The 23,834-nt window shown below is 64.0% G+C and carries 22 protein-coding genes; 8 read left to right on the top strand and 14 right to left on the bottom strand.

Annotated features, from left to right (window positions below; translation table 11 throughout):
- Nucleotides 1-38 precede the first annotated feature (38 nt).
- A complete protein-coding gene (locus JOF43_RS02300) occupies nt 39-929 on the bottom strand; it encodes a phytanoyl-CoA dioxygenase family protein (protein WP_209898534.1) in 891 nt (296 codons plus the stop codon).
- Between the two features lie 67 nt (nt 930-996).
- Here JOF43_RS02300 and JOF43_RS02295 point away from each other — a divergent pair, with 67 nt between their 5' ends.
- Nucleotides 997-1,902 carry a helix-turn-helix transcriptional regulator gene (locus JOF43_RS02295; RefSeq protein ID WP_209898531.1) on the top strand — a complete coding sequence of 302 codons (906 nt, stop codon included), beginning with the start codon at nt 997-999 and terminating at the stop codon, nt 1,900-1,902.
- Nucleotides 1,903-2,378: 476 nt separating this feature from the next.
- Here JOF43_RS02295 and JOF43_RS02290 read toward each other — a convergent pair whose 3' ends face one another.
- From JOF43_RS02290 to JOF43_RS02260, 7 genes are all read right to left on the bottom strand, one after another.
- Nucleotides 2,379-2,903, bottom strand: coding sequence for a putative glycolipid-binding domain-containing protein (locus tag JOF43_RS02290; protein ID WP_209898528.1), 525 nt, complete (start codon nt 2,901-2,903; stop codon nt 2,379-2,381).
- A gap of 164 nt (nt 2,904-3,067) precedes the next feature.
- Nucleotides 3,068-4,009: a carbohydrate ABC transporter permease gene (locus tag JOF43_RS02285; RefSeq protein WP_209898525.1), complete on the bottom strand. Its 942-nt coding sequence runs from the start codon at nt 4,007-4,009 to the stop codon at nt 3,068-3,070.
- Nucleotides 4,006-4,890, bottom strand: coding sequence for a carbohydrate ABC transporter permease (locus JOF43_RS02280; RefSeq protein WP_209898523.1), 885 nt, complete (start codon nt 4,888-4,890; stop codon nt 4,006-4,008). The genes JOF43_RS02285 and JOF43_RS02280 overlap by 4 nt, the downstream gene beginning before the upstream one ends.
- Entirely contained in the window at nt 4,887-6,083 is a 1,197-nt protein-coding gene (locus tag JOF43_RS02275) for an extracellular solute-binding protein (RefSeq protein WP_342592063.1), read from the bottom strand. Before JOF43_RS02275 ends, JOF43_RS02280 begins: the two co-directional genes overlap by 4 nt.
- 182 nt (nt 6,084-6,265) lie before the next feature.
- Complete coding sequence (locus tag JOF43_RS02270; protein WP_209898516.1) at nt 6,266-7,381, bottom strand: Gfo/Idh/MocA family protein; 1,116 nt, start codon at nt 7,379-7,381, stop codon at nt 6,266-6,268.
- Nucleotides 7,382-7,426: 45 nt separating this feature from the next.
- Complete coding sequence (locus JOF43_RS02265; RefSeq protein WP_209898512.1) at nt 7,427-8,161, bottom strand: sugar phosphate isomerase/epimerase family protein; 735 nt, start codon at nt 8,159-8,161, stop codon at nt 7,427-7,429.
- A gap of 22 nt (nt 8,162-8,183) precedes the next feature.
- On the bottom strand, nt 8,184-9,389 hold the full coding sequence (locus JOF43_RS02260; RefSeq protein WP_209898509.1) for a DegT/DnrJ/EryC1/StrS family aminotransferase: 1,206 nt from the start codon (nt 9,387-9,389) through the stop codon (nt 8,184-8,186).
- Between the two features lie 176 nt (nt 9,390-9,565).
- Between JOF43_RS02260 and JOF43_RS23250 the strand changes: the two genes are divergently transcribed.
- Nucleotides 9,566-10,513: an AraC family transcriptional regulator gene (locus JOF43_RS23250; RefSeq protein ID WP_209898505.1), complete on the top strand. Its 948-nt coding sequence runs from the start codon at nt 9,566-9,568 to the stop codon at nt 10,511-10,513.
- Nucleotides 10,514-10,909: 396 nt separating this feature from the next.
- Here the strand turns inward: JOF43_RS23250 and JOF43_RS02250 are convergent, their stop codons facing one another.
- From JOF43_RS02250 to JOF43_RS02235, 4 genes are all read right to left on the bottom strand, one after another.
- A complete protein-coding gene (locus JOF43_RS02250) occupies nt 10,910-12,247 on the bottom strand; it encodes an ABC transporter substrate-binding protein (RefSeq protein WP_209898502.1) in 1,338 nt (445 codons plus the stop codon).
- 690 nt (nt 12,248-12,937) lie between these two features.
- Nucleotides 12,938-13,771: a MerR family transcriptional regulator gene (locus JOF43_RS02245; protein WP_209898499.1), complete on the bottom strand. Its 834-nt coding sequence runs from the start codon at nt 13,769-13,771 to the stop codon at nt 12,938-12,940.
- Complete coding sequence (locus tag JOF43_RS02240) at nt 13,772-14,563, bottom strand: alpha/beta fold hydrolase (RefSeq protein ID WP_245353990.1); 792 nt, start codon at nt 14,561-14,563, stop codon at nt 13,772-13,774.
- 317 nt (nt 14,564-14,880) lie between these two features.
- Nucleotides 14,881-16,146, bottom strand: coding sequence for an MFS transporter (locus JOF43_RS02235; RefSeq protein WP_209898496.1), 1,266 nt, complete (start codon nt 16,144-16,146; stop codon nt 14,881-14,883).
- A 448-nt stretch (nt 16,147-16,594) separates the two neighbouring features.
- Between JOF43_RS02235 and JOF43_RS02230 the strand changes: the two genes are divergently transcribed.
- The 3 genes from JOF43_RS02230 to JOF43_RS02220 are packed head-to-tail and all read left to right on the top strand — an operon-like array spanning nt 16,595 to nt 19,397.
- The gene (locus JOF43_RS02230) at nt 16,595-17,194 is read left to right on the top strand and encodes a recombinase family protein (RefSeq protein ID WP_209898493.1); all 600 of its coding nucleotides are present in this window, start codon (nt 16,595-16,597) and stop codon (nt 17,192-17,194) included.
- Nucleotide 17,195: 1 nt separating this feature from the next.
- On the top strand, nt 17,196-18,590 hold the full coding sequence (locus JOF43_RS02225) for a Mu transposase C-terminal domain-containing protein (protein ID WP_209898490.1): 1,395 nt from the start codon (nt 17,196-17,198) through the stop codon (nt 18,588-18,590).
- Nucleotides 18,591-19,397 (top strand): AAA family ATPase, encoded by an 807-nt coding sequence (locus JOF43_RS02220; protein ID WP_209898488.1) that lies wholly within the window; start codon nt 18,591-18,593, stop codon nt 19,395-19,397.
- A 313-nt stretch (nt 19,398-19,710) separates the two neighbouring features.
- Here JOF43_RS02220 and JOF43_RS02215 read toward each other — a convergent pair whose 3' ends face one another.
- The gene (locus JOF43_RS02215; RefSeq protein ID WP_209898485.1) at nt 19,711-20,511 is read right to left on the bottom strand and encodes an SDR family NAD(P)-dependent oxidoreductase; all 801 of its coding nucleotides are present in this window, start codon (nt 20,509-20,511) and stop codon (nt 19,711-19,713) included.
- Nucleotides 20,512-20,550: 39 nt separating this feature from the next.
- Between JOF43_RS02215 and JOF43_RS02210 the strand changes: the two genes are divergently transcribed.
- Complete coding sequence (locus tag JOF43_RS02210) at nt 20,551-21,858, top strand: IS256 family transposase (protein ID WP_209898482.1); 1,308 nt, start codon at nt 20,551-20,553, stop codon at nt 21,856-21,858.
- A gap of 132 nt (nt 21,859-21,990) precedes the next feature.
- Here JOF43_RS02210 and JOF43_RS02205 read toward each other — a convergent pair whose 3' ends face one another.
- Nucleotides 21,991-22,776 (bottom strand): SDR family oxidoreductase, encoded by a 786-nt coding sequence (locus tag JOF43_RS02205; protein ID WP_209898479.1) that lies wholly within the window; start codon nt 22,774-22,776, stop codon nt 21,991-21,993.
- A gap of 53 nt (nt 22,777-22,829) precedes the next feature.
- Between JOF43_RS02205 and JOF43_RS02200 the strand changes: the two genes are divergently transcribed.
- Nucleotides 22,830-23,288: a MerR family transcriptional regulator gene (locus JOF43_RS02200; RefSeq protein WP_342592062.1), complete on the top strand. Its 459-nt coding sequence runs from the start codon at nt 22,830-22,832 to the stop codon at nt 23,286-23,288.
- A 188-nt stretch (nt 23,289-23,476) separates the two neighbouring features.
- On the top strand, nt 23,477-23,668 hold the full coding sequence (locus tag JOF43_RS02195; RefSeq protein ID WP_209898473.1) for a hypothetical protein: 192 nt from the start codon (nt 23,477-23,479) through the stop codon (nt 23,666-23,668).
- Nucleotides 23,669-23,834: the final 166 nt, after the last annotated feature.

The raw sequence follows: 23,834 nt of genomic DNA, 5'->3' as shown, positions 1-23,834 counted from the left end.
AGCGTCTCGTACAACTCGTCACGGAACGAGTCGCCGCCTCACCGATCGCACCCGCCGTCCTTGTCCGGCCGGGAGTGCGGTCGGGCGATGTCGCTGACCCCCTTGTACTCGTACGGGTCGTCCCCGGTCACCATTACGATGTCCCGGAAATCGTGCTTCCCGATGTGGGTGCCTTCCGGCAGACCCTGCCACGGCAGCAAGGACTCGGCGCTCATGTAGTGGTTCGTCAGGGCACGGCGGTACCCGTGTCGACCGGAGTTCTGCAAAGAACGGTGCAGCAGGTACCCGTTGAAGATTATCGCGCTGCCGGCCGGGATCTCGACCGGTACGGCATCGGATTCGTCCCAGGGGAAATCGTAGGCCTCGATCGAGCAGTCGAAGGCGGGGTCGAACTGTTCGCGATCCGGATACAGGATGCCCCGGCGGTGGGACCCGGGCAGCACCCACAGGCAGCCATTCTCGATGGTGGCGTCGTCCAGGGCGATCCACGACGCGGTCAGTGAGCGGTCGCGGGTGGGGATGAAGTACTCGTCCTGGTGCCATGCCTGCCCGGGCTTGCCTTCCGACTTGATGAATAGCATCGACTGCATGGCCTTGACGTTGGGGCCGATCACCTGGGTAAGGACGTCGACGATCCGCGGGGCCTTCAGTGCCTCGAGCGCGGCCTCGGAGATCTTGTGCGGATAGTGGATGCATAGGAACTGCCGCATCAGCTCCTCCGTGTCGGTCGCCGCCTCTACCTCGGCGGGTTGCGCGTCGACCTCCCCGAGCTCACCCCGGCAGATGCGCGCGGCGTCACGCTTAAGTGCCTCGACGAGACCGGCATCGATCGCATCGTCGAGGATGACGAATCCGTCTCGCGCGAAGTCGTCGGCAAGGTCAGGCTGGTGGGGATCCGAGTGGGTTTCAGTAGCGATCTGTGTGGTCATCGCGTATCAGTACATCGAACGCACGCACTGTGGTCAATGTCATGAAGTTGCGGTTTAATGACTGATCATGACCCTGACTGAACTCACGCTCTCCGGATCTCGGCTGGCGCAGGTCGCGGACTACCCCGCCGGCTCCAGCTACGGGCCGCGACGCCTCCCTGATTTCGAACTGGTATGGCTGCTCACCGGATCCGCTCGGCTCACCCTCGTGCCAAGAGCCGCCTGCGTCGAAGCCGTCGACTATACGCTGCTACCCGGCGATCTCGCGGTCGCCCGGTCGGGGGACCGCGATCACTATGCCTGGGACCCGCGCGTTCCCAGCCGGCATGCCTATCTACACTTCACCGTGGACGCGCTGGGATCACTGCCTGACCCGAGTAGGTGGCCCGCGATGCGTAAGTTCTCCGATCTCCCACTGCTAGAGGCCCTGTGCGACTATCTGCTGGCCCTGGCCGCTGACGGTTCTGAGTCTGCCTGGCATCGCAGCACCCAAGTTCTGCATTGGCTGGTGGACCTCTATGTGACCGGCCCGCTGCCGCACGACCCGATGGCCGGCCTCCCCGCACCCGTGCATGTGGCGTTGGAGAAAGTTCGTGACATCTGGACGCGGGACGGGCTGCGGTTGATCCACGTGCAGGAGTTGGCCAGTGATGCACACGTCTCGACGGCGCATCTGCATCGGGTCTTCCGGGCCAGCCTCGGGGTGGGGCCGGCGAGATGCCTGGAACTAGTGAGGCTTTGGCAAGCAGCGACGGCTCTCCAGCGCAGCAACGCCACCGTCAGTGAGGTCGGGGCGTTGTGCGGTTATCCGGATCGTTTCCACTTCTCTCGGCGATTTCGCAGTTTGTACGGGATGTCTCCTCGAGAGGTCCGGTACCAGAGTGGGGCGCTTGACTTCGCCGGCCCCTTGCGACGAGCGGGATTGTTGGGACTTGCGCAAAGGCTCCTTGCCCCGATACGTCCTTCGCTCTGAGCTCTGATCCACCGTTCGTTTTGAGGGCCTCGGGCGGGGGCCCAGACCTCCGGAAGTAGTGATGGCCCGTCGCTCGGACCTGCGGGTTCGTTCTCGGAGGCACCGTCTGAAACTCGTTAAGGTTCGGGAATCGGGTTATCCACAGGCGATGCTGGGCCTGCTGGCTTTCGGCGCTGAAGGCTGGCCCGCCCAGCCCCTCAAAGCCTGCTCAGCGGCGTTTGACCTCAACACTGTCTTCGGCGCTACTTCCGGAGGTCTGGGGCCGGCTGCAGTTATTGTGGCCCATCGTAATTGAGGGAGCAGCAGGGACTGAATGTGATGTCTAGGGAGATCGTGGACAGTATCTTAAACCGCCACCCGGCCGAGTGAACTACCAGGTCACAGAGCCGCGTTCCCCGAACCAGCTGACCGATACACCAACTATCACTTGGTTCGGGTCCTGCTGCCGGGGTCGACTGTGGTCTGTGCGGGGTGAGTCACCTGGCGTTGCTCGTGAATAGGCCGGGATAATCGATGACCAGCCCCGTGTCGTCCACGAGGATGGTCCGGTGGAATTCCGAGTTGCGCAACTCGTAGAGGTATTCGTGCTCGGACAGTCGCGTATAGCGTAGCGGTTCGGTAGACACCTCGAGCTCCGGTACCGTGATGTAGGCCGTGATGATGTCCGCGCTCTGCCCAACCTCGAGGCGCAGACGACGGATGGGCAGAGTATTGCTCAGCGGGGAGACAGAGAGATCAATCTCGCTAGCCTCGTAGAGATCGGGGCGGGTCTGGCCATCGACGACCCAGACACCCTCTCGCCGAACGACTATTAAGCTGCGGCCCGCCATCCACATGGTAAGGTCCGCGAAACGCCAGTCGACGTGGGCATGTAACTGGTATGAGCATGTGTTCTCTGCGTCCTCAATAGTGCTCGTCACGAGCACACTGCCGGCGCGCTCATCTACCTCACAGCGTTCGACGCTCCGGGAGGCAACCCCTGTCCACTCGATCTGTACCATTGTTCGAGTGTGGCCCGGCCAGCCTTCACTCAGCAAGGACCTCGGAAAAAAACCCCACGCAGGAATGTCCCGGGACCGCTGCGGACAGCACGGTCGCGACCGGGTCCGCCATAGGTGACCAACAGCTCGGCCAGGCCGCACTGCTTGTCTCCGGGTATCGCGCGTCAGCCCTTGATGGAGCCTTCGGTGAGGCCGCCGCGCCAGAAGCGCTGCAGCACCAGGATGAGGATCGCCAGGGGGATCACGGACAGCAGGGCGCCGCCGGTGGTGAGCTGGTAGAACTCTGGCAGCCGGTCGGTCTGGGCCTGCCAGTTGTCCAGGCCCAGGGTGATCGGGTAGAGCTTCTCGTCGGCGAGCATGACCAGAGGGAGCATGTAGTTGTTCCAGATGGCGACGAACTGGAACAGCACGATGGTCACAATGGCTGGGGTCAGTTGCGGTAGTGCGAGGCGGTGGAATAGTCCTAGTTCTCCGACGCCGTCGATCCGTCCGGCCTCGAGCAGGTCGTCGGGGACAGCGGCGCTGGCGTAGATCGAGGCCAGGAACAGACCGAACGGGCTGACCAGGGACGGGATCAGCACCGACCAGTAGGTGTTGGTGATGCCGAGGGAGCTGAACAGGAAGAACAGCGGCAGTGCGACGGCGGTGCCGGGCACCAGCACACCGCCCAGAACTAGCACGTATACGAAGCGCCGTCCCGGGAAGCGGTACTTAGCCAGCGCGTACCCGGCGGCGCAGGCGAAGTAGGTGGCCAGCACGGAGCCGACCCCGGAGTAGAGGACGGAGTTCAGTGCCCACCGGGGGAAGACGCCGCCGTTGGCGGACAGCACGGCACGGATGTTCTCGATCAGCAGGAAGTCGTTGCCGAACCAGAAGCCGTTGGTGCCGAACAGGTCTTCGGTGGACTTGGTGGCGTTGATGACCACCCAGTAGACCGGTACCAGGAAGTAGACCGCCACGAGCGCGAGGATGGCCGTGACGATGATCGTGGTGGTGGGTTTGCGGCCGGCAGACCGGGTTCTGGAGCGAGCACCCGTGACGGGCGTCGCCTTACGGCGTCCGGAGGTCCGTTGCTCGGCGGCGTTGGTCTGGTCAGTGGTGTTCATCGACGTTTCTCCGTCCAGGAGGAGATTCCCAGCGCGATCGCCGAGAGGGCGAAGGCGGAGACCGCGATGATCACGGCCTGGGCGGCCGCCATGCCGATGTCGTTGTACTGGAACGCGAAGGCATAGGCGGACATGTTCGGGGTGTACTCGGAGGTGATCCCGGCGCTCATGGATTGCAGCAGCTGCGGCTCGGCGAACAGCTGCAGGGTGCCGATGATCGAGAAGATGATCGTCAGCATCAGAGCCGGGCGGATCAGCGGCAGCTGGATCGAGGTCGCGACCTTGAACGCGCCGGCGCCGTCGATCTTGGCAGCCTCGTAGAGTTCACCGGGGATCGCCTTGAGCTGGGCGATGATGATGAGCATGTTGTAGCCGGTGTAGGTCCAGGTCACGATGTTCGCGATCGACCACAGCACCATGTTCGGGCCGAGGAAGTCGATGTTGATCCCGACCAGTCCGAGCACGTCGACGATGGGTGAGAGGCCGGGGATGTACAGGTATGACCATAGGATCGTGGCGATCACGCCAGGGATCCCGTAGGGCAGGAAGTAGGTGGCCCGGAAGAACCCGGGGAACTTGGCGCTGGCGCTCTCCAGTAGCAGCGCGAGGAGGGTGGCGGCCACGATCATCACGGTGACCTGCACGATGCCGAACAGGATCATGCGACCGATGGACTCGATGAAGTTCGCGTTAGAAAGCGCGGCGACGTAGTTCTCGACCCCGGCGAAGCTTCTGGTCACGCCGCCCTCTCCGAGCAGGCCGGAGCGTTCGATGCTGGAGAAGCTGTACCCGATGGCCATGAGGATCGGCACGATCATGGTGCTGATGAACACCACCAGGAATGGGGCGAGTAGGATCCAGGGTGCTGACTTCGATCTCATCGTGCTTCCTCCGCATCCAGGCCGATCTCGCGCATGATCTCGACGATCTCCGTCTGCGCGTTCGCGAACATGTCAGTCAGCGGGATCTCGCCGTTGACGGCGGCGGTCATGCCGTCGCCGATGATCGTGCTGACGCGTTGCATCAGCGGCGCCCAGGTCCATTCGAGGTTTTGTCCCTCGGCCATCGGTACCATCACCTCTTCGTTGTAGTTCTGTCCGGAGAAGAACTCGGAGGGCTGCTGCCGGGCTTTGCCGATGTAGTCCTTGGCGGTCGACCAGCCGATGCCGGAGTATTCGATCATGGCGTCGATGCTCTCGGGGTCGGTGCTCATCCAGGTGAGGAACTCCAGTGCCTCGAGGGGATGCTGGGAATTGGAGAGGATCACGCCCGAGGAACTGCCTTGTACCGCAGAGGCGTAGCCGCGTCCGTCCTGCCACACGGGCATGGGTGCGACTGCCCATTTCCCGTGCCCATCGGGAACTGTTTTGATCAGGGCGTCGGACCAGGAGCCGCCGATGGCTGCCAGTACTTTGCCTTCGCCGGCGGCGGCATACCAGGGTGTGGTGAAGGCTCCGTACCCGGTGCCGATGATCTTCTCTGCGAGAATCTGGTCCCAGAATTCGGCTACTCGTATCGAGGCGTCGTCGGTCATGTTGACGATCCAGCCGTCACTCTCGGGGCGGAACCAGACGGCGCCGGCCTGCATCACCCAGGCGATCGGCATGAAACCGTCGCCTGGGTCGAGGCTGATGAGACTCTTACCGGTCTCCGAGACAGCGCCTGCGGTCTCGTGGAACTCCTCCCAGGTGGCAGGTGGGGTGAGGCCGAGCTCATCCTCGAGCACCTCGCGGTTGTAGAAGGTGGCCACGGGGCCGTAGTCCTGGGGGACGGCCCAGAAGGAGTTCTCGATGTTCACCTGGCTGATCGCGCTCGGAGCGAACTGGTCCTCCTGCTCCGCGAAGCCGTACCGGGTCAGGTCCACCAGTGCGCCCGCGAGGGCGAACTCGGGCACCGAGCGCATGTCGACGTGGCCGATGTCGGGCCCGCCACCGGCCGCGACGGCGGAGAGGATCTTCGCGTAGTCCTCACCAGAGATCCAGGTCGCCTCAACCCGGATCCGGTCCTGCTTCTCGTTGAAGATGTCGCAGACTTTCTGCAGATCCTTGAACCAGGACCAGTACGTCAAAGTCACGGGACCGTCCGACTCCGGGATGGTGGGTTCGGCATTTACCGCACCTTGGTGCGGCGGGGCACACGAGCCCAGAGCTGCCGCCGTCAGCGCGGCTCCCGAGCCGCCGAGCGCCGAGCGTCGAGTGGGTCGCGACATCATTACCTCTCTTCCTCAAGAAAATGCGGTCACAAGGTAGCAGTGCTTCAGAGCGTCGCGGCATAGGGGTCGAAGTCGGCGGGCATCGGCTCGACCTCGGTGAACGAGGAGGTCACTTCCACCGTCTGGCCCCGACTGACGGCTGTCTCGATGGCGACCATGATGTCCAGGACATGCGCGGCGATCTCCCCCTGAGCCCGGTGCGGAACCCCGGCACGGATGGCACGGGCCATCTCCAGCACCCCCAGGCCACGGCCGGTGGTCGCTCCGCTGGCGGGTACGACGGTGGCTTGCTCACCCCGGTAGGCGGTCAGCGCCGAGCCCCCGTCGAACACGTTCGGGTCAGGAAAAGCCAGGGTCGCGTCGGTGCCGTAGACCTCGACGAAGCCGACCCGCGTGTGAGGTGAGTCGAAGCTGAGGAGCACGGTTGCGTTGTGACCGGATTCGAAGCGCAGCAGCGCTGCCACCTGCGTGGGCACCGTGACCTCGAAGCTCTCTCCTGCTTTGGGGCCCGATCCGATGGTGCGTTGTTCCCTGGCCCGGGATCCCGCGGCGCTGACACTCGTGACCGGACCGAGCGCGAGTGCGAGGGTGGTGGCGTAGTAGGGGGCGATGTCGTACAGCGGGCCCGCACCCTCTTGGAACAGGAAGGCCGGGTTGGGGTGCCAGTCCTCCGGGCCGGGCGACTGGAACAGCGTCAGCGCCGAGGTGGGGGTGCCGACTTGGCCGTCGCGGAGGGTGCGCAGCGCCGTCTGGATGCCCGCGCCGAGCACGGTGTCGGGAGCGCCGCCCACGCGGACGCCGTGCTCGTTTGCGGTGGCGAGTAGCTCGGTGGCGTCGGCAGGTGCCGTGGTAATGGGCTTCTCGGTCCAGACGTGTTTGCCGACAGCGACGATAGAACGAGACACCTCGGCATGGGCGACGGGAATGGTCAGGTTGATGACGAGCTCCACGTCGGGATGGTCCAGCACGTCCTGGGCGGTACCCGAGGCGGGGATGGCGAAATCCTCGGCCCGCTGCTGTGCGGCCTCGGGAACCAGGTCACCGATAATGTGCACGGCCACGTCCGGGAACGACGTCAGGTTGGTCAGGTACTCGAGGGAAATGGTGCCGGCGCCGATGATGCCGACGCCCACGGGCCCGGTGCGGGTCCTAGAGATCATAGGGGTTTCCTTGTCAGGGACGGGACGGCTGGTCTTGCGGCGGGATCAAGCCTCGGCGCGAAGCCGCCTGAGTGACGCCTCAAGGCCCTCGAAGACATCCCCGTCGTATTCGTCGAATTCGATGACGCCGTACTCGACTCCAGCGGCGGCCGTCAAGGTCTCCTCCAACGGCATCCGGCCGGCACCGACGGGCAGCTGCCCGGCGGGATCCTGGGCGAGGTCGCCGTCCTTGAGATGGACGAGCTTCACGCGTTCGCCGAGGGTGGCCAGCAGGGTCGTGATATCGGCTCCGCCGACCACGGCCCAGTAGGTATCGATCTCGAGGACGACCCGCGGGGCCAGATGCTCGGCGAACAGTTCCAACGCGGAGCGGCTGTCAAGCTGCGCTGCCAGTTCGAAGTGGTGGTTGTGGTACCCGACGCGGATACCGGCCTCAGCTGCCTGCTCGGCGCGCGCATTGAGGCGGCCAGCGAGATCTCGAACCCGTGCGGGATCCTGCCAGTCGGCCGGCTCCCAGAACGGATCCACCAGGTAGGTGACACCGACGGCATTGGCCGCCTCGAGCACCTCGTCAAAATCGACGTCGCCCAGGAACGACTGGTGGGCGCTGGGGAAGGTGATGTCGAAACGTTCGCGGGCCCGCACCAGATCGTCACGGAACTCCACCAGGCCGAACGGCTCGGCTGTGTCGAACCCGAGGTCGCACAGGCGCTGCACAGTGCCCGGGAAGTCCGCAGCGAGGGCCTGGCGGACGCTGTACATCTGAACGGATATCTTCATGCTGCTCCTCTGGTCACGACATCTATTTGGTAAGCTGGCTCGCGGTCCGCGTGACGGCAGCGATCACGTCAGCGACGTCTTGGTCACTCATGTCCTGATGTAGGTTGATTTGGATGGCGCGGCCGAGCAGGTTTAGGCTCTTTTGGCAGAGGCCAGCTGGGTATTCCACAGTGCCTGAGTAATGGGGCGATTTCCAGGGGTTGTTGGTGGCGGACACTCCGCGTTTGGCTAGCACGTAGTCCCAGTTTGCGAAGATGTGCCTGTCGGGCACGCCACTGTTGTAGATCGTGGCGTTACCGATGCCTTCCCAAGAGAGACGGGAAGAGAATTGCCGGACGTCGATACCTTGGCCGGGAAAAAAGGTCAAACAATAGGACGCGTCACCTGCGGGATCCGGCACGCGCTGGAGGTCGATTCCGGTTACTTCTGCCAGTGCCTCGACAATTCGAGACTTGATCCTGCGAAGTCGCCTAAGGAGGGCGTCAAGGCGCTCGGATTGCGCCAGAGCGACTGCAGCGTTGATTTCGCTCATGCGATAATTCTGGCCTGGGAATGTCTCGACGGGCGCTGGATCGGTCTTGTTGGAATCCCACATTGCAAAGGCACTGTCGTGGTAGATGCTGGCCCGCTGAAAGACTCGATCGTCACTGGTTGCGACCAGCCCGCCCTCACCGGCGGTGATCATCTTGTATTGCTGAAAACTAAAGCACCCTGCGTCGCCGATGGACCCCAGAGGCTGCCCCTGGTAACTGGCCCCGTTCGCCTGTGCTACGTCCTCGATAATGTATAACCCATGCTCACGCGAGATCTTCACCAGCTCGTCCATCTGGCAAGGCACCCCTCGCATGTGTACCGGGATGACCGCCGCGGTGTGGTCGGTGATGGCAGCTTCAAGGGCATCCGGGTCGATTGTGAGGGTGTCATCGATGTCGACGATCACCGGGACCGCTCCAGCCTGGAGCACCGCTGAAGCGGTGGCGATATAGGTATATGAGGGAATGATGACTTCGTCACCAGGACCGATACCCGCGGCCACGAGTGCGCATATCAGCGCTGAGGTACCCCCGTTGACAGCCAAACAGTGGCTCGTGCCCACACGCTCGCGATAGATAGCTTCCAGCCGCGCGGCCTCGGAGTCCTCGATCCCGTCCTGGGTGTACCGGAAGACGCGTCGCTTATCGAGAACCTGCAAAACGTAGTCACGTTCGGCTTGTCCGATCTCATCCACGCTGAGTGCGGCTCCGAAGTTCCATGGGCGAGTGCGAACCGGGATGTCCAAGGTTGATCTCCTACAGTTGAGCCTGGTCGTGAGCGCATTAGGCGACCGCCTACGATGGCACCATGCTGCCACTGTGGGCGTGAGGTGACTATGAGCATCCAACCCGGAACCGGTATAATCTTGACATGTTGCCACTAGCGAAGTTGCATGAGTTCTCTGAGGTTGAGGTGTTCAATGGAGCGGTGTGCTGGTGCTCGATGGGCCGTACCGACGTCGGCCAAGCAGCACATACGCACGGGTTCCTCGAAGTGGAGGTGGTCACCGACGGAGTCGGGGTGCACGTCTGCGAGCAAGGACGCAAGGAGTTACACCCGGGCGATATGGTCGTTTTGCGTCCGGGCGCATGGCACGCGTATGAGCGATGCAAAGGCCTAATGCTCACCAATCTATCTATAGCCCGATTTGCTGTCTCCGTTTCCGAAGGAGCGCTAACTACGTACCCGTCGTTACGAGAGCTGTTATGGACACGTCCTAGCGCCGCAGGGGGGCATGGCGTTCACGTGACTTCGATTCCAGCGTCAACCGCGAACGACATTAGCGACCTCGTGCTGGAGTTACGAGAGACACTTGAGCAGCAGCCAGCCAATGGTGTCTTAATTATGGGGAGGCTGCTGACGGTCTTGGGGGTACTTGTCGCCGATCTGAACACTCCGATGGATAGCACATTGCATCATCGCGCGGTTAATACCGTAGTCACCGCTCTGGTGGAATCTCCCGAGTATCACTGGTCTCTGAACGAACTTGCGAATCGTGTGTCACTGTCCCCTTCATATTTGTCACGTTTAGTCCGTGATCATACCGGCGCCGCGCCTCTGCAACTCCTTGCGCAGATCCGAGCCGAACGGGCTGCAGCGCTGCTGATTCAAACTGAAGAAGCGGTAGCCAAAGTCGGAGCGCGCGTGGGGTGGTCTGATCCGGCGTATTTTAGTCGTAGATTCAAGGAAGTGCTGGGAGTCTCGCCAAGCGAACACCGTCGACGCTTTAGGTCTACTGCCGGATCTATCGAAGTACCGGATACGTCCATCGCAAGTACACGTGTACAGCCCATCGAGGTTGGTAGTACTAGTAAGTGATCCCCGTTGGCAGTCGGGCCTCGTTGGCGCGGGTCTTGGGGCGCCAGATGAGTTCGTTTACACCCAGGATTGGCGCAGTGTTGAACTGGGGCGCATTGGCCGCCCGGGCTAGGAGAGGCTGGGCTGTGCCTCTCGGAACTCCACATCGAGGACCAGGCCGGCTGGTCCATCCTGTCGATGACGCGCAGCAGGTGAATGCGGGGGGAGTCGAGGAGAAACATCGCACCGGTCACACCGATTGAGCGCGGCAGAGCAAGTGCACGTGGAGTCTACTATTGTCGGGGACTTTGAGGTCCTCGGGGTGGAAAGGTGCTAACCGTCGAGAACCTCTACGCTTAGTGTCAGAAACCCCATCCCACCGGCGCGCCCGCACTCAACTCTGAGGGCTCTATGCCATCATCTGGGTGCGCGGACGTTGAGCCCCATGTTTCGCATAATCTCTATGATCTGCTCCTGAGCTCGGGGTAGAAAATCTACGAGTCGAGTGTCGCCTGCTACTCTCGAGCGCATTCCGTCCCCGAGTATATCCATGAAACGCTGGCAAACTGGTGGCCACAACCAGTTGAGATTCTGTCCGTTACTCATCGGCACGAGGACGTCTTCATTATAGCTCTGTCCGCCAAAGAATGCTGATGGCTCGAGTCGCTCTGCGCCTATGTAGCCCGCCATGGGGGACCAGCCAATACCAAGGTGCTCGATCATTGCGTCGACTCCCGGCTGCGAGGTACACATCCAAGTGAGGAACTCGAGTGCCTCGGCGGGATGTTCGGAATGTGCCATGACGGCTCCGCAAGACCCGCCACTCTGTCCGGAAGCGTAGCCAGTGTCCCAGCGAGGCATCGGGGCGACCCGCCACTTTCCGTGGCCGTTGGGTACGGCCTTGAGGAGCCCATCAGCCCACGAACCTTCGATATGAGAATAGATTCGTCCTTCGCCAGCGGCCGCGAACCATGGGGTTGACCACGGGGGGATGGTCGTGGTGACTAGATCATTGGCGATCGCGTGATCCCAGAATTCAGCAACACCTCTCGAGACGTCGTCGGTCATGTTCACTATCCAGCCGTCGGGCTCAGCCTGAAACCATACTGCCCCTGCCTGCATCGCGTACATGGTGAGGTCGCCACCACTCACGTTCAGGGCAGAGAGGTAATGAGTTGGATCGTGGTCCCGTACCCCCTGTGCTAGCTCGGACCACTCCTCCCAGCTCGCTGGCGGTACAGCTCCGAGAGCCTCAAAGAGTGGTTCCTGATAGAACATCGCAGCAGGGCCAGTGTCATGTGGGATTCCGTAGACGGAGTCCGCTACCACAACTTGCGACCACGCTGCGGGGTCGATCTGGGATTCGACTGCCCACGCTCCATATCGGCCGATGTCGACGAGGGCGCCGGCCAGGGCGAATTCATTGGTGTCGCGTAGTTCGACCTGTCCGATGTCGGGGCCAGCACCAGCAGCCACTGCAGACAGAAGTTTTGCATTCCCTCCGTCACCTGGGCCGGGTATCGATGTGGCTTCGACTCGAATACGGTCCTGGGTGGTATTGAAGATGTCGCACACAGTCTGTGGACCCCTCATTCCCGACCACCAGGACAGCGTTACAGGCGTGTCGGATGACGGAATGGTGGGGGACGCGTTTACGTTATCAACGGCAAGTGGTTTCACGCAGCTGCCAAGCGCGGCTGTGGCAACGGATGCTACGGACATGCCGAGCATCTTGCGGCGACCGAGATGCGTCATGAGGTTCTCCTGTCATGTTAGGACGTTGAGACTACGTTCATCGCGAGATGGCGTTGCTTAGTGGGGGCAGCGGTGCTCGGTAGCAAATAGTAGTTGGTCTGCGGCACTCAACGCCGTGCCCCCGTTGCGCCTGTTATTCTCGTCGTGCCCGTTGGGGCCAAAGCGCCTATTCCAGTCGGGCCAGTCACCGCGAAAGCGGGTGTTGACAAATACATCTTAGAAGCCACTATCTCATCCGGAGCGTAGAAGAGACTATGAGCATCCAGTTCTGACCTTGCCTAATATTGCCAGCGCGCAGCACACGATGCTCAGGTACAAGCAGCAGTTTGACCGTCCCGGTTCGGATGCCGATGCTGTTCGGCATTCGCCTCTGCTGGCGGAGTCCGCGCGGGACCACTCTTCAGGGCATTCCCAAGAGGGGATCGCTTTGGGGAACACGGCCCCGGGGTCGTCCGCTGGCCGACGGCGGGGCCGTCATCGAGTGTCGGAAGAACTCCGGCAGACGAAGTCACAGCGCATCGTTGGGGTATACCCCACGGCGCAGATCTGTCCCAGAACTATCGTTTTTGACCCTGCAGAACAGGGGAGACTACGGTCGCGTAACTGTTGCGCAGGGTGCGCCTCAACGCGACGGATCTGTCGCGTTGGGGTGTCGCGCCGTCGCAGCAGCTCGCGTGTCTCGTGGTTGCTTCAGTGGTCTGGGCGGGGTGCGGGTACGTCCTGGGGGCCTGGGCGGTTGTGTAGCGGTGCCGGTATATGAAGGCCAGCGGCGCGCAGGCGCTCCTCCACTAGCTCGGTGAGTCGGGATGCAGTGGGCCATTCCTGGCTGCGGTGATGGTTGATGGCGTCATACACCTCACCCGCTTGGGTGCCCTTACGGACCGATTCGGGCAGAGAAAGGCCTGTCCGGTGGGCAAGGATGCTCTGAGCCATGTCGTCGGCCAGAGTCTCGAGCCGGGGGTCGTCGGGGCTCATCCCTTCAGCGGCCCAGCTGGCATGAAGGATGGCGACGTGGGTCGGGTCTCGGAGGCGCTCTTCGAACTGCTCCAGAAAGTTCTCGAAGAGATCAGGAGCCATGGCGTTCGCCAGCACGAGACCTTCACGTTGGAGGTCCACAAAGGTGTCATCGAAACTGAGATCCCTCAGATGGGCTAGCAGTTCGATCGCCCGTTGTGGCAAGAGGGCCTGTTCGACGGACGTCAGTTCGTGGAGTTTGCGTTGGCGCTCACGAAGCACGTGGATCTGGTCCTCGATCCGCTGGTCCAGTTCTTGTAGAGATTCTTCGAACGATGCTGGGTCTGTGGCAAGGAGCAGGTCGACCTGGGCCAGGGGTACGCCCGCGCCCCCTAGGGTGCGGATCTGTATCAGGCGAAAGAGCTCCTCGGAGCCGTAGCGCCGGTAGCCCGATGGGTCGCGTTCGGGCTCCGGCAGAAGGCCGAGACGGTGGTAGTGACGCACCGCCTTGACGGTGACCCCGGTGTAGGCGGCTGCCTGGCTGATCGTGACTCCACGTACCACGTGCATCTACTCCGTCGGGGCTGGTGGGGTGGTCTTCCTTGCTTCAGCGTTTGCCTGACGTACGGCAGCCGCGATGGCGTGGTACTCACGTCGGAGAAGCTGTGAGTGATTGCTAGGGACCTTGGAGCCCACGGTGAGGTTGGGCGATATGGCGAGTACTGGGTCCAATGATGCCCGCACTTCCTCCATCTCGTCAGAGCCGCTACCAAGGTTCCCACCCGTCCCCAGCACGTACACGGCAGGACACTCGATGCGTTCCAGGACCGGGGCGATGGCCGCCGTGATCTCGTTGAGCTCGATGTTCACCTCAGCATGATCGCTGGCGCTCATGCGTGCTGCGAGTCCCAGCCGACTGGCAATCGGGAAGAGCCACCGTAGCCGGTGGAACAGCTGCCGTATCCGATCCTGACCTTCCGCACCGGTGAGACCCCAGGGCAGCGCTCCGTCCACACAGACCACGGCCCGGACTCGACTCGGATATCTGGCGGCCCAGTGCGCAGCCAGGGTGGCTCCCATCGACCAGCCGACGAGGATGGGCTGCTCGATCCCCCGTGCCTCCATGACGGCCCCGATGTCCTCCACGGCACCGTCGAAGCTGTAGTCAGAGGACGTGTGTGACCGCCCCCGCGCTCTCTCGTCAAAGGTCACGTGTCGCCACTCCTCGGTTCCCAAGGACTCGATGACCCGTTTCCAATGCTTCTGATCAGCGAAGCTGCCGTTGAGGTAGATCACCGGCTGATTAGAGCCGCCCGTATCGGTAACAGCCAGTTCAGTGTCGGCGACGGGAAGCATGCCCATCCATGGTTTGTTCGTCATAGAGTCAGCTTCCAGCGTTGACCTAGGGTCAAGGTCAAGCCGAAGAGTCCTGGACATCAGTACGACATGACCCTTGGCCGCACTGTTGCTTTTGGGTATACCCCAGCGGCGCACCCAGACCGCGACGTCGCCTGTAAATTTCACTGAAAAATGGCGGGATTCTGCCAACGCTTCGTTGCGGGGGTCCTGCTGGCGTTCCTTACGAGGCTGGGCCGCAACGCGAGTGGCCCCTAACTACGCATCATCCCCGTTTGCTTAGGGCGGTACGTCGGGCAGGTCGTAAGGCAGCACTTTCATTGTCATTGGGATGTGACCTGAGTCGTTGAGGTCGCTTCCCGCCACGGCAGGAAGAGTCCGGAGAGCGCCAGTCCGATCACTCCGACCAGCAGTCCGCCCCGCACTCCGATCCCCGTGGCAACGAGGCCGCCTGTCAGGGCGAACAGTGGGGCGAGTCCACGGGAGGCGAGAGTGAACGCCGTGGTCACCCGGGTCATGTAGGCGTCGTCGGTCGCCTCCATGCGGTAGGCGGTGTAGACCGGACGGAACACTCCGGCGATGAGCAGGAGCAGAAACGTCGAAATCACGTAGACCACCAAGCCCGCCAACCCCGAGGGCAGGAACGGCAGGGCAAGCACCGGCAGGCCTCGCAGCACAGCGGAGCCCACCAGTGTGCGGTGTTCGCCGACCCGCCGGCTCACGCGCGGCGCGAGCCAGGATCCAAGCAGACCCCCGAGGCTCGGTAGTGCGAGGGCGAGCCCGAACTGCCAGGCGGGTAAGTCCAGGCCGCGTAGCAGCAGCACAATCTCGAGCGGGCCGATCCAGGCGACGAAGGCGGCGAAAAGCGTCGAGTTCAGCAGAAGTGGGCGTAGTCGGGAGTCCCGGATGATGACGGTGAATCCTGCGCTGGCCTCGGCCAGGAAGTGTCGGTTCCCCGGAGGCGGGGGAGCGGGCTCCGGGCGGCGGATCCGGCTGATGCCGAGCGCGGAGGCCAGCAGACCGACAGCCTGCATGCCGAGGGTGACGGTGGAGCCCAGCAGTTGGATGATTGCTCCGCCAAGGGCGGGCCCGAGCGTAGTCAGCAACCAGAAGGTCGATTCCAGCTTACCCAGCGCCTCGGTGCGCCGTTCGCGGGGCACAAGATTCTTCAGGTGCGCGGCCGACGCCCCACCGAACGCGATGCTGCCGAGTGCTCCCACACCAGAGACGGCGACCAGCTGCCAAAACGAGAGAATGCCGAACGCTGCGGCCAGCGGCACTGAGGTGAAGAGCACAGCCCGTACGACGTCGGCCGCGATCATCACCGGTCGCTTTCTCTGCGCCTCGAGGAACGGCCCGAGTGGGAGTGCCAGTGCCGCACCAACCAGACCCGCGACCGCGGTGAGCAGAGAAACCTGGAGGGTAGTCGCCTCGAGCGTGCGGACCGCTATCAGCGCCAGTGCGCCCATCGCAATCGCGGTACCGGCGTCGGAGGCCGCCCGTGCAAACCACAGCAGGTTGAAATCCCGATCCAGCGGTAGCGCAGACAATGCCGACGTAGACGAGGCGCTGGTGGTCTCCGTTGTCATCCGCACTCCTTTGCCCGCCCCGGACGATCGATGCTAGAGCTTCCGGTGCGCGCAGGTCCGCGCGGCGCGCCGGGCGGCCCGATGGGATCCCGGGGGGGGTGATCACCCCGGCAGAGTCCGAGATCCTCCACGACGAGGCCTCCCCTGGAAAGCCCGAACTCGCAAAGTAACGACAAGGATCCAGGGTTGATTCACCGGACCCAGTGAGGGCGGATCCGGCTGTGCGATCGCTGCCATCGCGCGATCACGCCATCGAGTAGTACAGATCCGGTAGCATCAGGCCGCTTCGGCAGCTCATATAGCTACAGCTTTACGAGACACGCGGCCGAGCGGCGGAAGAGCCGTCTCGAGCTGGGCCGTTAGCGGCAAGGAGTGTCTCGTGAAGTCGTCGCACTGCGTTCCGTCTCAGATCTTCCGGTTCGGGTAGTTTGTGAGGCATCATGTGGCGATGAGGCTTCTGGGGTACACGCGGGTGTCGACGGCGGGGCAGGACCCCGCGTTGCAGCTCGACGCTCTCCTTGCGGCCGGTGTGCAGAGGCGGGATGTGTTCTCGGATGTGACGTCTGGGGCGAAGAGCGCGGCGGAGCGTCCGGGCATGAAGAAGCTCCTGGCCTACGCGGAGCCTGAGGACACGGTGGTGGTCTGGCGGATCGACCGACTGGGCCGGTCGCTGATCGACGTGCTTAACACCGTGAACCTGCTGCGGGACAGCGGCGTGAAGATCCAGTCGGTCTCCGACGGGATCGATCCCGAGACGTCGTCGGGCCGGCTCATGCTCGGGATGCTCGCGACGCTGGCGGAGTACGAACGCGAGCTGATCACCGAGCGCGTCAACGCGGGAATCGCAGCAGCCCGGGCCCAGGGCACCAAGTTCGGCCGGCCGCCCGTGAACCCGGAGGTCGTGGATCGCAAGCTCGCGATCGCTGCCGAAGAGAGAGCGAAGGGGCGCACCGCTGAGGAGGCGGCGCGCCTGGTGGGGTGGTCACGGGCGACGCTGTATCGCCACCAGCGGGACGCGGCCGCTCGCGAGAGCATCGCGCAGGCGTGACATGGACGGGTCGCAGAAGTGGAAGATTCTGCGGCTCCACGTCGAAGACGGCATCCCGCTGGCGAGTCTTGCCCGGGAGACTGGGGTGGGGGAGCGAACGCTCTCGCGTTGGCACAGCCTCTACCGGACAGGTGGCATTTCGGCTCTTGAGCGGGCGCAGCGCGCCGATGCCGGCGTGCGGCGGGCCGCGCCTGAGCTGGTGGCGTTCGTGGAGCACCTGGCTCTAACCAAGCCTCGCCCGAGCATCGCGACGCTGCACCGCCTGGCCGCGACCGAGGCCGCACGAAGAGGAGTGAGCACGCCGAGCTACGCGACGGTGCGGTCGATCGTGCGAGCGTTGGATCCAGGGATGGTGACGCTCGCGCTCGAGGGCCCAGCGTCCTACCGGGACCGCCACGAGCTCGTCTTCCGCCATCGCGCGGATCGTCCCAATGCCCTGTGGCAGGTCGACCACACCGAGCTGGACATCCTCATCAAGGACCCCAGCGGGAGACCATCCAGGCCCTGGCTGACCACGGTCATGGACGACTACTCGCGGGCGATCTGCGGATACATGGTCTTCGAGGGTGCGCCGTCGGCGATGAACACCGCGCTGGCGCTGCGCCAAGCGATCTGGCCTAAGAGCGACCCCGCCTGGCCGATGTGCGGCATCCCAGACGTCCTTTACGTCGATCACGGCAGCGACTTCACCAGCCATCATCTCGAGTACACCGCGATCGCGTTGAAGATCCGCATCATCCACTCCGCCGTCGCCCGCCCCCAGGGCAGAGGAAAGATCGAGCGGTTCTTCCACACCGTCAACACCGAACTGCTCGCGACCCTGCCCGGGCGCCTCACCCCTGGGCAACCACGCCCAGTGCCGGTGCTGGACCTTCCTGGTCTCGACAGGGCCGTCGGGGAGTTCGTCGGCCAGTACAACCAGCGCACGCACACCGCGATCCGAACGAGCCCGAAGGCGGCCTGGATCGCTGAGGGATGGCTGCCGCGACTACCCGAGAGTCTCGAGGAGCTCGACGGGCTGCTTCTGCGGGTCTCCAAGCATCGCACCGTCCAGCGCGACGGGATCCACTTCCAAGGCCAGCGCTACCTCTCGCCCACGCTCGCCTCGTTCGTCGGACGCACCGTCACCATCCGCTACGACCCCCGGGACCTGTCCGAGATCCGTGTCTACGACCACGACACCTTCGTATGCACAGCGATCGACGAAGCCCACCCCAACCAGCGCTACAGCCTCCACGACATCGAAACCGCCCGCAGAGCCCGCCGCCGACAACTGCGCAAGGACATCAACGACCGCATCCCCACGACTCCACGACCCCCTGACGACCCACCAACGCCGCCCGCTCCCGCGCGACGGCCCAGGAAGCGCCTGAAGACCTACGAAGAGGACGAGTAGATGAATCGCGACTTCATCGTCACCAAGGAACACCGCCGCTTCACCGAGTTCGCCGGCGCCATCCGCAAGGACGTCACCATCGGCATCTGCCACGGCGAGGCCGGCGTCGGTAAGACGCAGTCCGCCCGCCGGTACGCCCACTGGGACACCCTCGAACCCTTCATCCAAGCCTGGGGGCCACGCAGCGAGGCCGACCTGAAACAGTACGCCGCCGCCCACCGCTCCCGCACCGTGTTCTACACCCCCGAGGTCCTCGCCAAGCACCGCGATCTCATGCGCGACATCGAGTTCTACCGCGGCAAGGTCGGAGTGCTGATCTACGAGCATCTCTGCGCGATCGGGAAAATCACGACCACCGAAGTTCCCCGCACCATCGACTTCACCGAGCTGATCATCATCGACGAGGCCGAACGTCTCACGCCGACCTCACTCGAGCTACTCCGAGACCTCCACGACCGCCACCACGTCGCCCTCATGTTCATCGGGATGCCCGGCATCGACCAGCGTTTCCGCCACTACCCCCAGCTCTACAGCCGCCTCGGGTTCTCCCACCGCTACCGCGCCCTCGCTCGCGAGGAACTGCTGTTCGTCCTGACCCGCCACTGGAAGCGCCTCGGCCGCACCCTCGACCCCGAAGACTTCACCGACGCCCAGGCCATCGCCGCGATCGAACGCATCACCAGAGGCAACTTCCGCCTCCTCGAGCGCCTCTTCCCCCAAATCGGACGCGTCCTGAAGATCAACCAACTCGACACCATCACCGACGACGTCATCGAAGCAGCCGCCAGCACCCTCATCACCAGCTAACGCCACTCACCCCCACCAGAAGCCCGCCATTCACCGATCCACTTCACAGTCGCCACGGTTGAGAGTAGGGTCCCCGCCGGGCATTTCGTGACAGATCTGTCTACCGTGCAGCTCCGAACACCTCAACGTGACATCCGGAGGACCTGCTCCCCGGCCAACCGAGCACCTGCGGGACGAGATGCGATCACTGCTGTGCGCGGATAGGCCGGAGAATAATTCTCAACCGAACGATGCCGGTCCCCGGCAAACTGGGCTTCCGAACCCGCCATCGGAGTCGGTTTGCGCGACCCGTAGGCCGGGTGCACCCTGAGTTCTAGGTGCTCTCGGGGTCGGGGCCGAGCACGGATCGCCCGCCGTCGACGGGGAGAACCGCGCCAGTAATGAATCCTGATTCGGGTGCCAGGAGGAAGGCGACAGTGCGGGCAACGTCCTGGGGGTGGCCGACGTGGCCGAGGGGGTGCAGGGCCTCCATCTGTCGATCAGTCTCGGGGTGTTTGCGTCGGTGGTCTTCATACCGGGCCGTCGTTATCGAGCCCAGCGCGACCGCATTCACTCGGATGCCCTGTGGCCCGTGGTCGACGGCGGCCGCACGCGTGAGTCCTTCGATCGCGGCTTTCGCTGTGGCGTAGGGAAGGGCACCGCGGACGGGCCGCTGCGCCTGATGTGAGGAGACGTTCACGATCGCTCCGGGCCGCGAATGAGCGAGGAAGTGTTGCACCGCGGTATGGCATCCGACGACGGCGAGGTTGAGGTTCAGAGATATGAGCTCGCTGATCTGTATAGCGGTGGCAGTCGCGAGGCCTGCGTCGCGGAAGATTGCAGCATTGTTCACCCAGCCGCTCAGTGGTCCGTATTTTTCAGCAAGGCTCGCAGCAGCTGTCGTCGCTGCGGGGTCGCTTCCATCTCCGTGGACATGATGCACGCTGGAGGATGTGTCCTCTGGAGGAGTTGGGTCGAGGTTGAAGACAATGTTCCCGGTTGAGCAGAGGTGCTCAGCGATTGCACTTCCGACGCCGGAGGAATGATCAGAACCTGTGGATGGCTCTCGGCGGGGTGGCGTGCAAGGCGCGCACCTTCCCGAGGATGATCTACAAGGAACGAAGTCTCTGATCATGGACCGGCGTTGACGCGCTGGTTCGGGAAGGTGCGCCCGATGCTCAAGATAGTCCCCGACAACTCGGAGTCCAACCACTGCGACGACGGCGCGGCGGGCGGATCCTCACTGCTGGATGCGATCGTGCGCGATGGTGCCCGGCAGATGCTCGCGGCTGCGCTGCAGGCCGAGGTCGCCGCCTACGTCGACACCGCAGCCGGCGAGGTCGACGACAGCGGGCACCGGCTGGTGGTGCGCAACGGCTACCACGCCACCCGCGAGGTGACCACCGCCGCCGGTGCGGTGCCGGTGACCGCCCCGAGGGTCAACGACAAGCGCACCGACGAGGCCACGGGTGAGCGCAAGCGGTTCGCCTCGGCGATCCTGCCCGCCTGGGCGCGCAAGTCCCCGCAGATGGCCGAGGTGCTGCCGCTGTTGTACCTGCACGGGCTCTCGTCCAGCGACTTCGCCCCGGCGCTGGAGCAGTTCCTCGGCTCGGCCGCTGGGCTGTCGCCGACGACGATCACCCGGCTGACCAGCCAGTGGCAGGACGAGGCGAGGGCGTTCAACACCCGGTCGCTGACCGGGACGGACTACGTCTACGTCTGGGTCGATGGGATCCACCTCAAGGTGCGGCTGTCCCAGGACAAGATCTGCCTGTTGGTGATGATCGGGGTCCGCGCCGACGGCAGTAAGGAGCTGATCGCTCTCGATGACGGCCACCGCGAAAGCGCCGAGTCCTGGGCCGACCTGCTGCGCGAGACCAAGCGCCGCGGGATGGCCGCCCCGGTCCTCGCGATCGGCGACGGCGCGCTGGGATTCTGGTCCGCCCTTCGCGAGGTCTTCCCGACCACCCGGGAGCAACGCTGCTGGTTCCACAAAATCGCAAACGTGCTCAACGCGCTGCCCAAGTCCGCCCAGCCCGGTGCGAAGAAGGCCCTCGCGGAGATCTGGCAGGCCGAGGACCGCGAGCACGCCGAGGCTGCCGCGAAGGTTTTCGCCGACGAGTACGGGGCCAAGTGGCCCAAAGCGGTCGCGAAGGTCACCGACGACCTCGACGTGCTGCTGGAGTTCTACGACTACCCCGCCGAACACTGGGTCCACCTGCGCACGACCAACCCGATCGAATCCACGTTCGCCACGGTCCGGCTGCGCCAGCGCGTCACCAAAGGCCCCGGCTCCCGCGCTGCCGGGATCGCGATGGCGTTCAAGCTGATCGAGTCCGCCCAAGCCCGCTGGCGGGCCGTAAACGCACCCCACCTGGTCGCGCTCGTCCGGGCCGGGGCGACCTTCGCGAAGGGCCGACTCGTAGAGCGCCCCGACGACCAGACCGACCACGGGCCAGGAGACCGCCGACGGGCCGCTTGAGGCACCGAGCTATAGGGCTGGGCAGGCAGACCCGAGATGCGATGTCACCCGCCGGCTAACCTACCGTCTGGTCGCCAGCTACCCAGCCACGATGCCCGGTTACCGCAAGCCGGCGGTGGCCAGGGCCAGAGTTCACCAGTCGCGCTGATCGACCGGGGTGTAGAGGATCTCGCCGACGTTCACATGGGGCGGGGCGGTCAGTGACCACAGTATGGCGTTCGCGACGTCGTCGGTTGTCATCAGCCGCATCCCGTTTCCATCGCCCATGCCTGCCAGGAGATCCCCCAGGACCTCTTGGTCGGCGTGCTGGGAGAGTTCGGACTCGGTCGCGCCGGGCTCGAGCAGTGTCACCCGCAGGCGTGAGGGGTAGACCTCTTTGCGGAGGATCGTGGTGAAGGCCCCCAGGGCGTGCTTGGTCGCCGCATAGGCGGCGAAGGAGGGTTGATGGACCCGTCCCGAGTTCGAGGAGACGTTGATGATGTGCCCTTGACCGCGCTCCTGCATACCGGGAAGAACCGCGCGCGCCGCATACATGGACCCCATGAGGTTCACGGACACCATTCGGTCCCAGTCAGCCGGGTCGGCCTCGGCGATCAGCCCCGGAAGCATGATCCCGGCACTGTTGACCAGGACGTCGACGCCACCGAACTCAGCCGTGGCACGGTCGACGGCCGTCTGGACCTGGCCGAACTCCGTGACGTCGGCGGGCAGCGCGAGAGCGTGTCCTCCGGCGCTGTCGATCTCCTGCGCGAGCTCGGTCAGGCGCTCCGCGCGGCGGGCCAGGAGCGCGACCTGGGCGCCATGGGATGCGAGCACCCGGGCCGTGGCCCATCCGATGCCCGATGACGCTCCGGTCACCAAGACCCGACGGCCGAGAAGAGGGGACGACGCTTGCTGTGTCTGCTGTGTATCGATCATGCCGGCGACGCTATGACCTGGAGTCGACTCCAGGTCAAGGCGGCGCGTAGCCTGTGGTCGTGCTAGAGGACTTGTCGATCGGTGACGTGAGCGAACGGACCGGGCTCAGCGTGGACACTTTGCGATTCTACGAGCGCGAGGGTCTGCTCCCACGCGCGCCTCGCAGCGCGAGCGGGCGGCGCATCTTCACCGCGGACGACATCGAATGGATCAGCGTCTGCCAGCGACTGCGCGCTTCGGGAATGCCGATCCCGGACATCGCGAAGTACGCGGAGCTGGTCCGCAACGGGCCCGGGAACGAGCCCCAGCGCCTGGAGATCCTCCAGCGACACGAGGTCACCGTCCGTGCTGAGATGGCCACGCTTCACAAAGCGCTGGACCTGATCGAACTCAAGGTCGACGCCTACGCGCGGGCGATGCAGGAAGGAAACGCCGACCAGCTCTTCGTGCGAAGCAGCGACGACGATGCAGCACTTGCCCCTCGAGACGGCTCCCGAGGCGAGAATTGCTGACTGCCCTGCACAGAGCGCCCCAGTCCGACGAGGGACCTGCTGCCTTGATGTCGAGGCCGGCGTCTGTCGCGACCGTCCGGGACGGTGAACCCGTGGAGGTGCAGGTCGAGCACTTTACGGGTCTTCATCTCGAGCGCCCGAACGCTTCTCGCAGCAGAACATCGCGCAGGTGTGGGGACCCTGACGTGGTGAACACCCCGACCGTGGAGACTCCCGTCGGTCTGCTCCGCAGCGAGATGGACCAGCGCGTCGGCCAGGTCCGTGCGCGCGGTGAATCGCCCGGTATCCAACGGTTCCCGAATCTCGTAGGTCGTGGCTTCGCCCTCAGGGCCCATCTCCCGGCCCGCGCGATCCTCGGCGAGCAGTTCCGGCCCGAGTGACCGGCGCTCATAGCGCCGGATCAGCAACTTCTCGGTCAGATAGCAGAACACCGATCCACAGGTCTTGACTATTCCTCCGCGACGCCGCCGCTGGCACCGGTGACGACGACTGTAGGTGTGGCGTTCATGCTTTCTCGCGAGCGTGAGCTGGGTCGAGGTCAGTCTC

This window comes from Brachybacterium sacelli, from assembly GCF_017876545.1.
GTDB classification, from domain to species: Bacteria; Actinomycetota; Actinomycetes; order Actinomycetales; family Dermabacteraceae; genus Brachybacterium; species Brachybacterium sacelli.
Note: the sequence above shows the minus strand (reverse complement) of the source record. Positions and strands in the feature narration are given on the sequence as shown.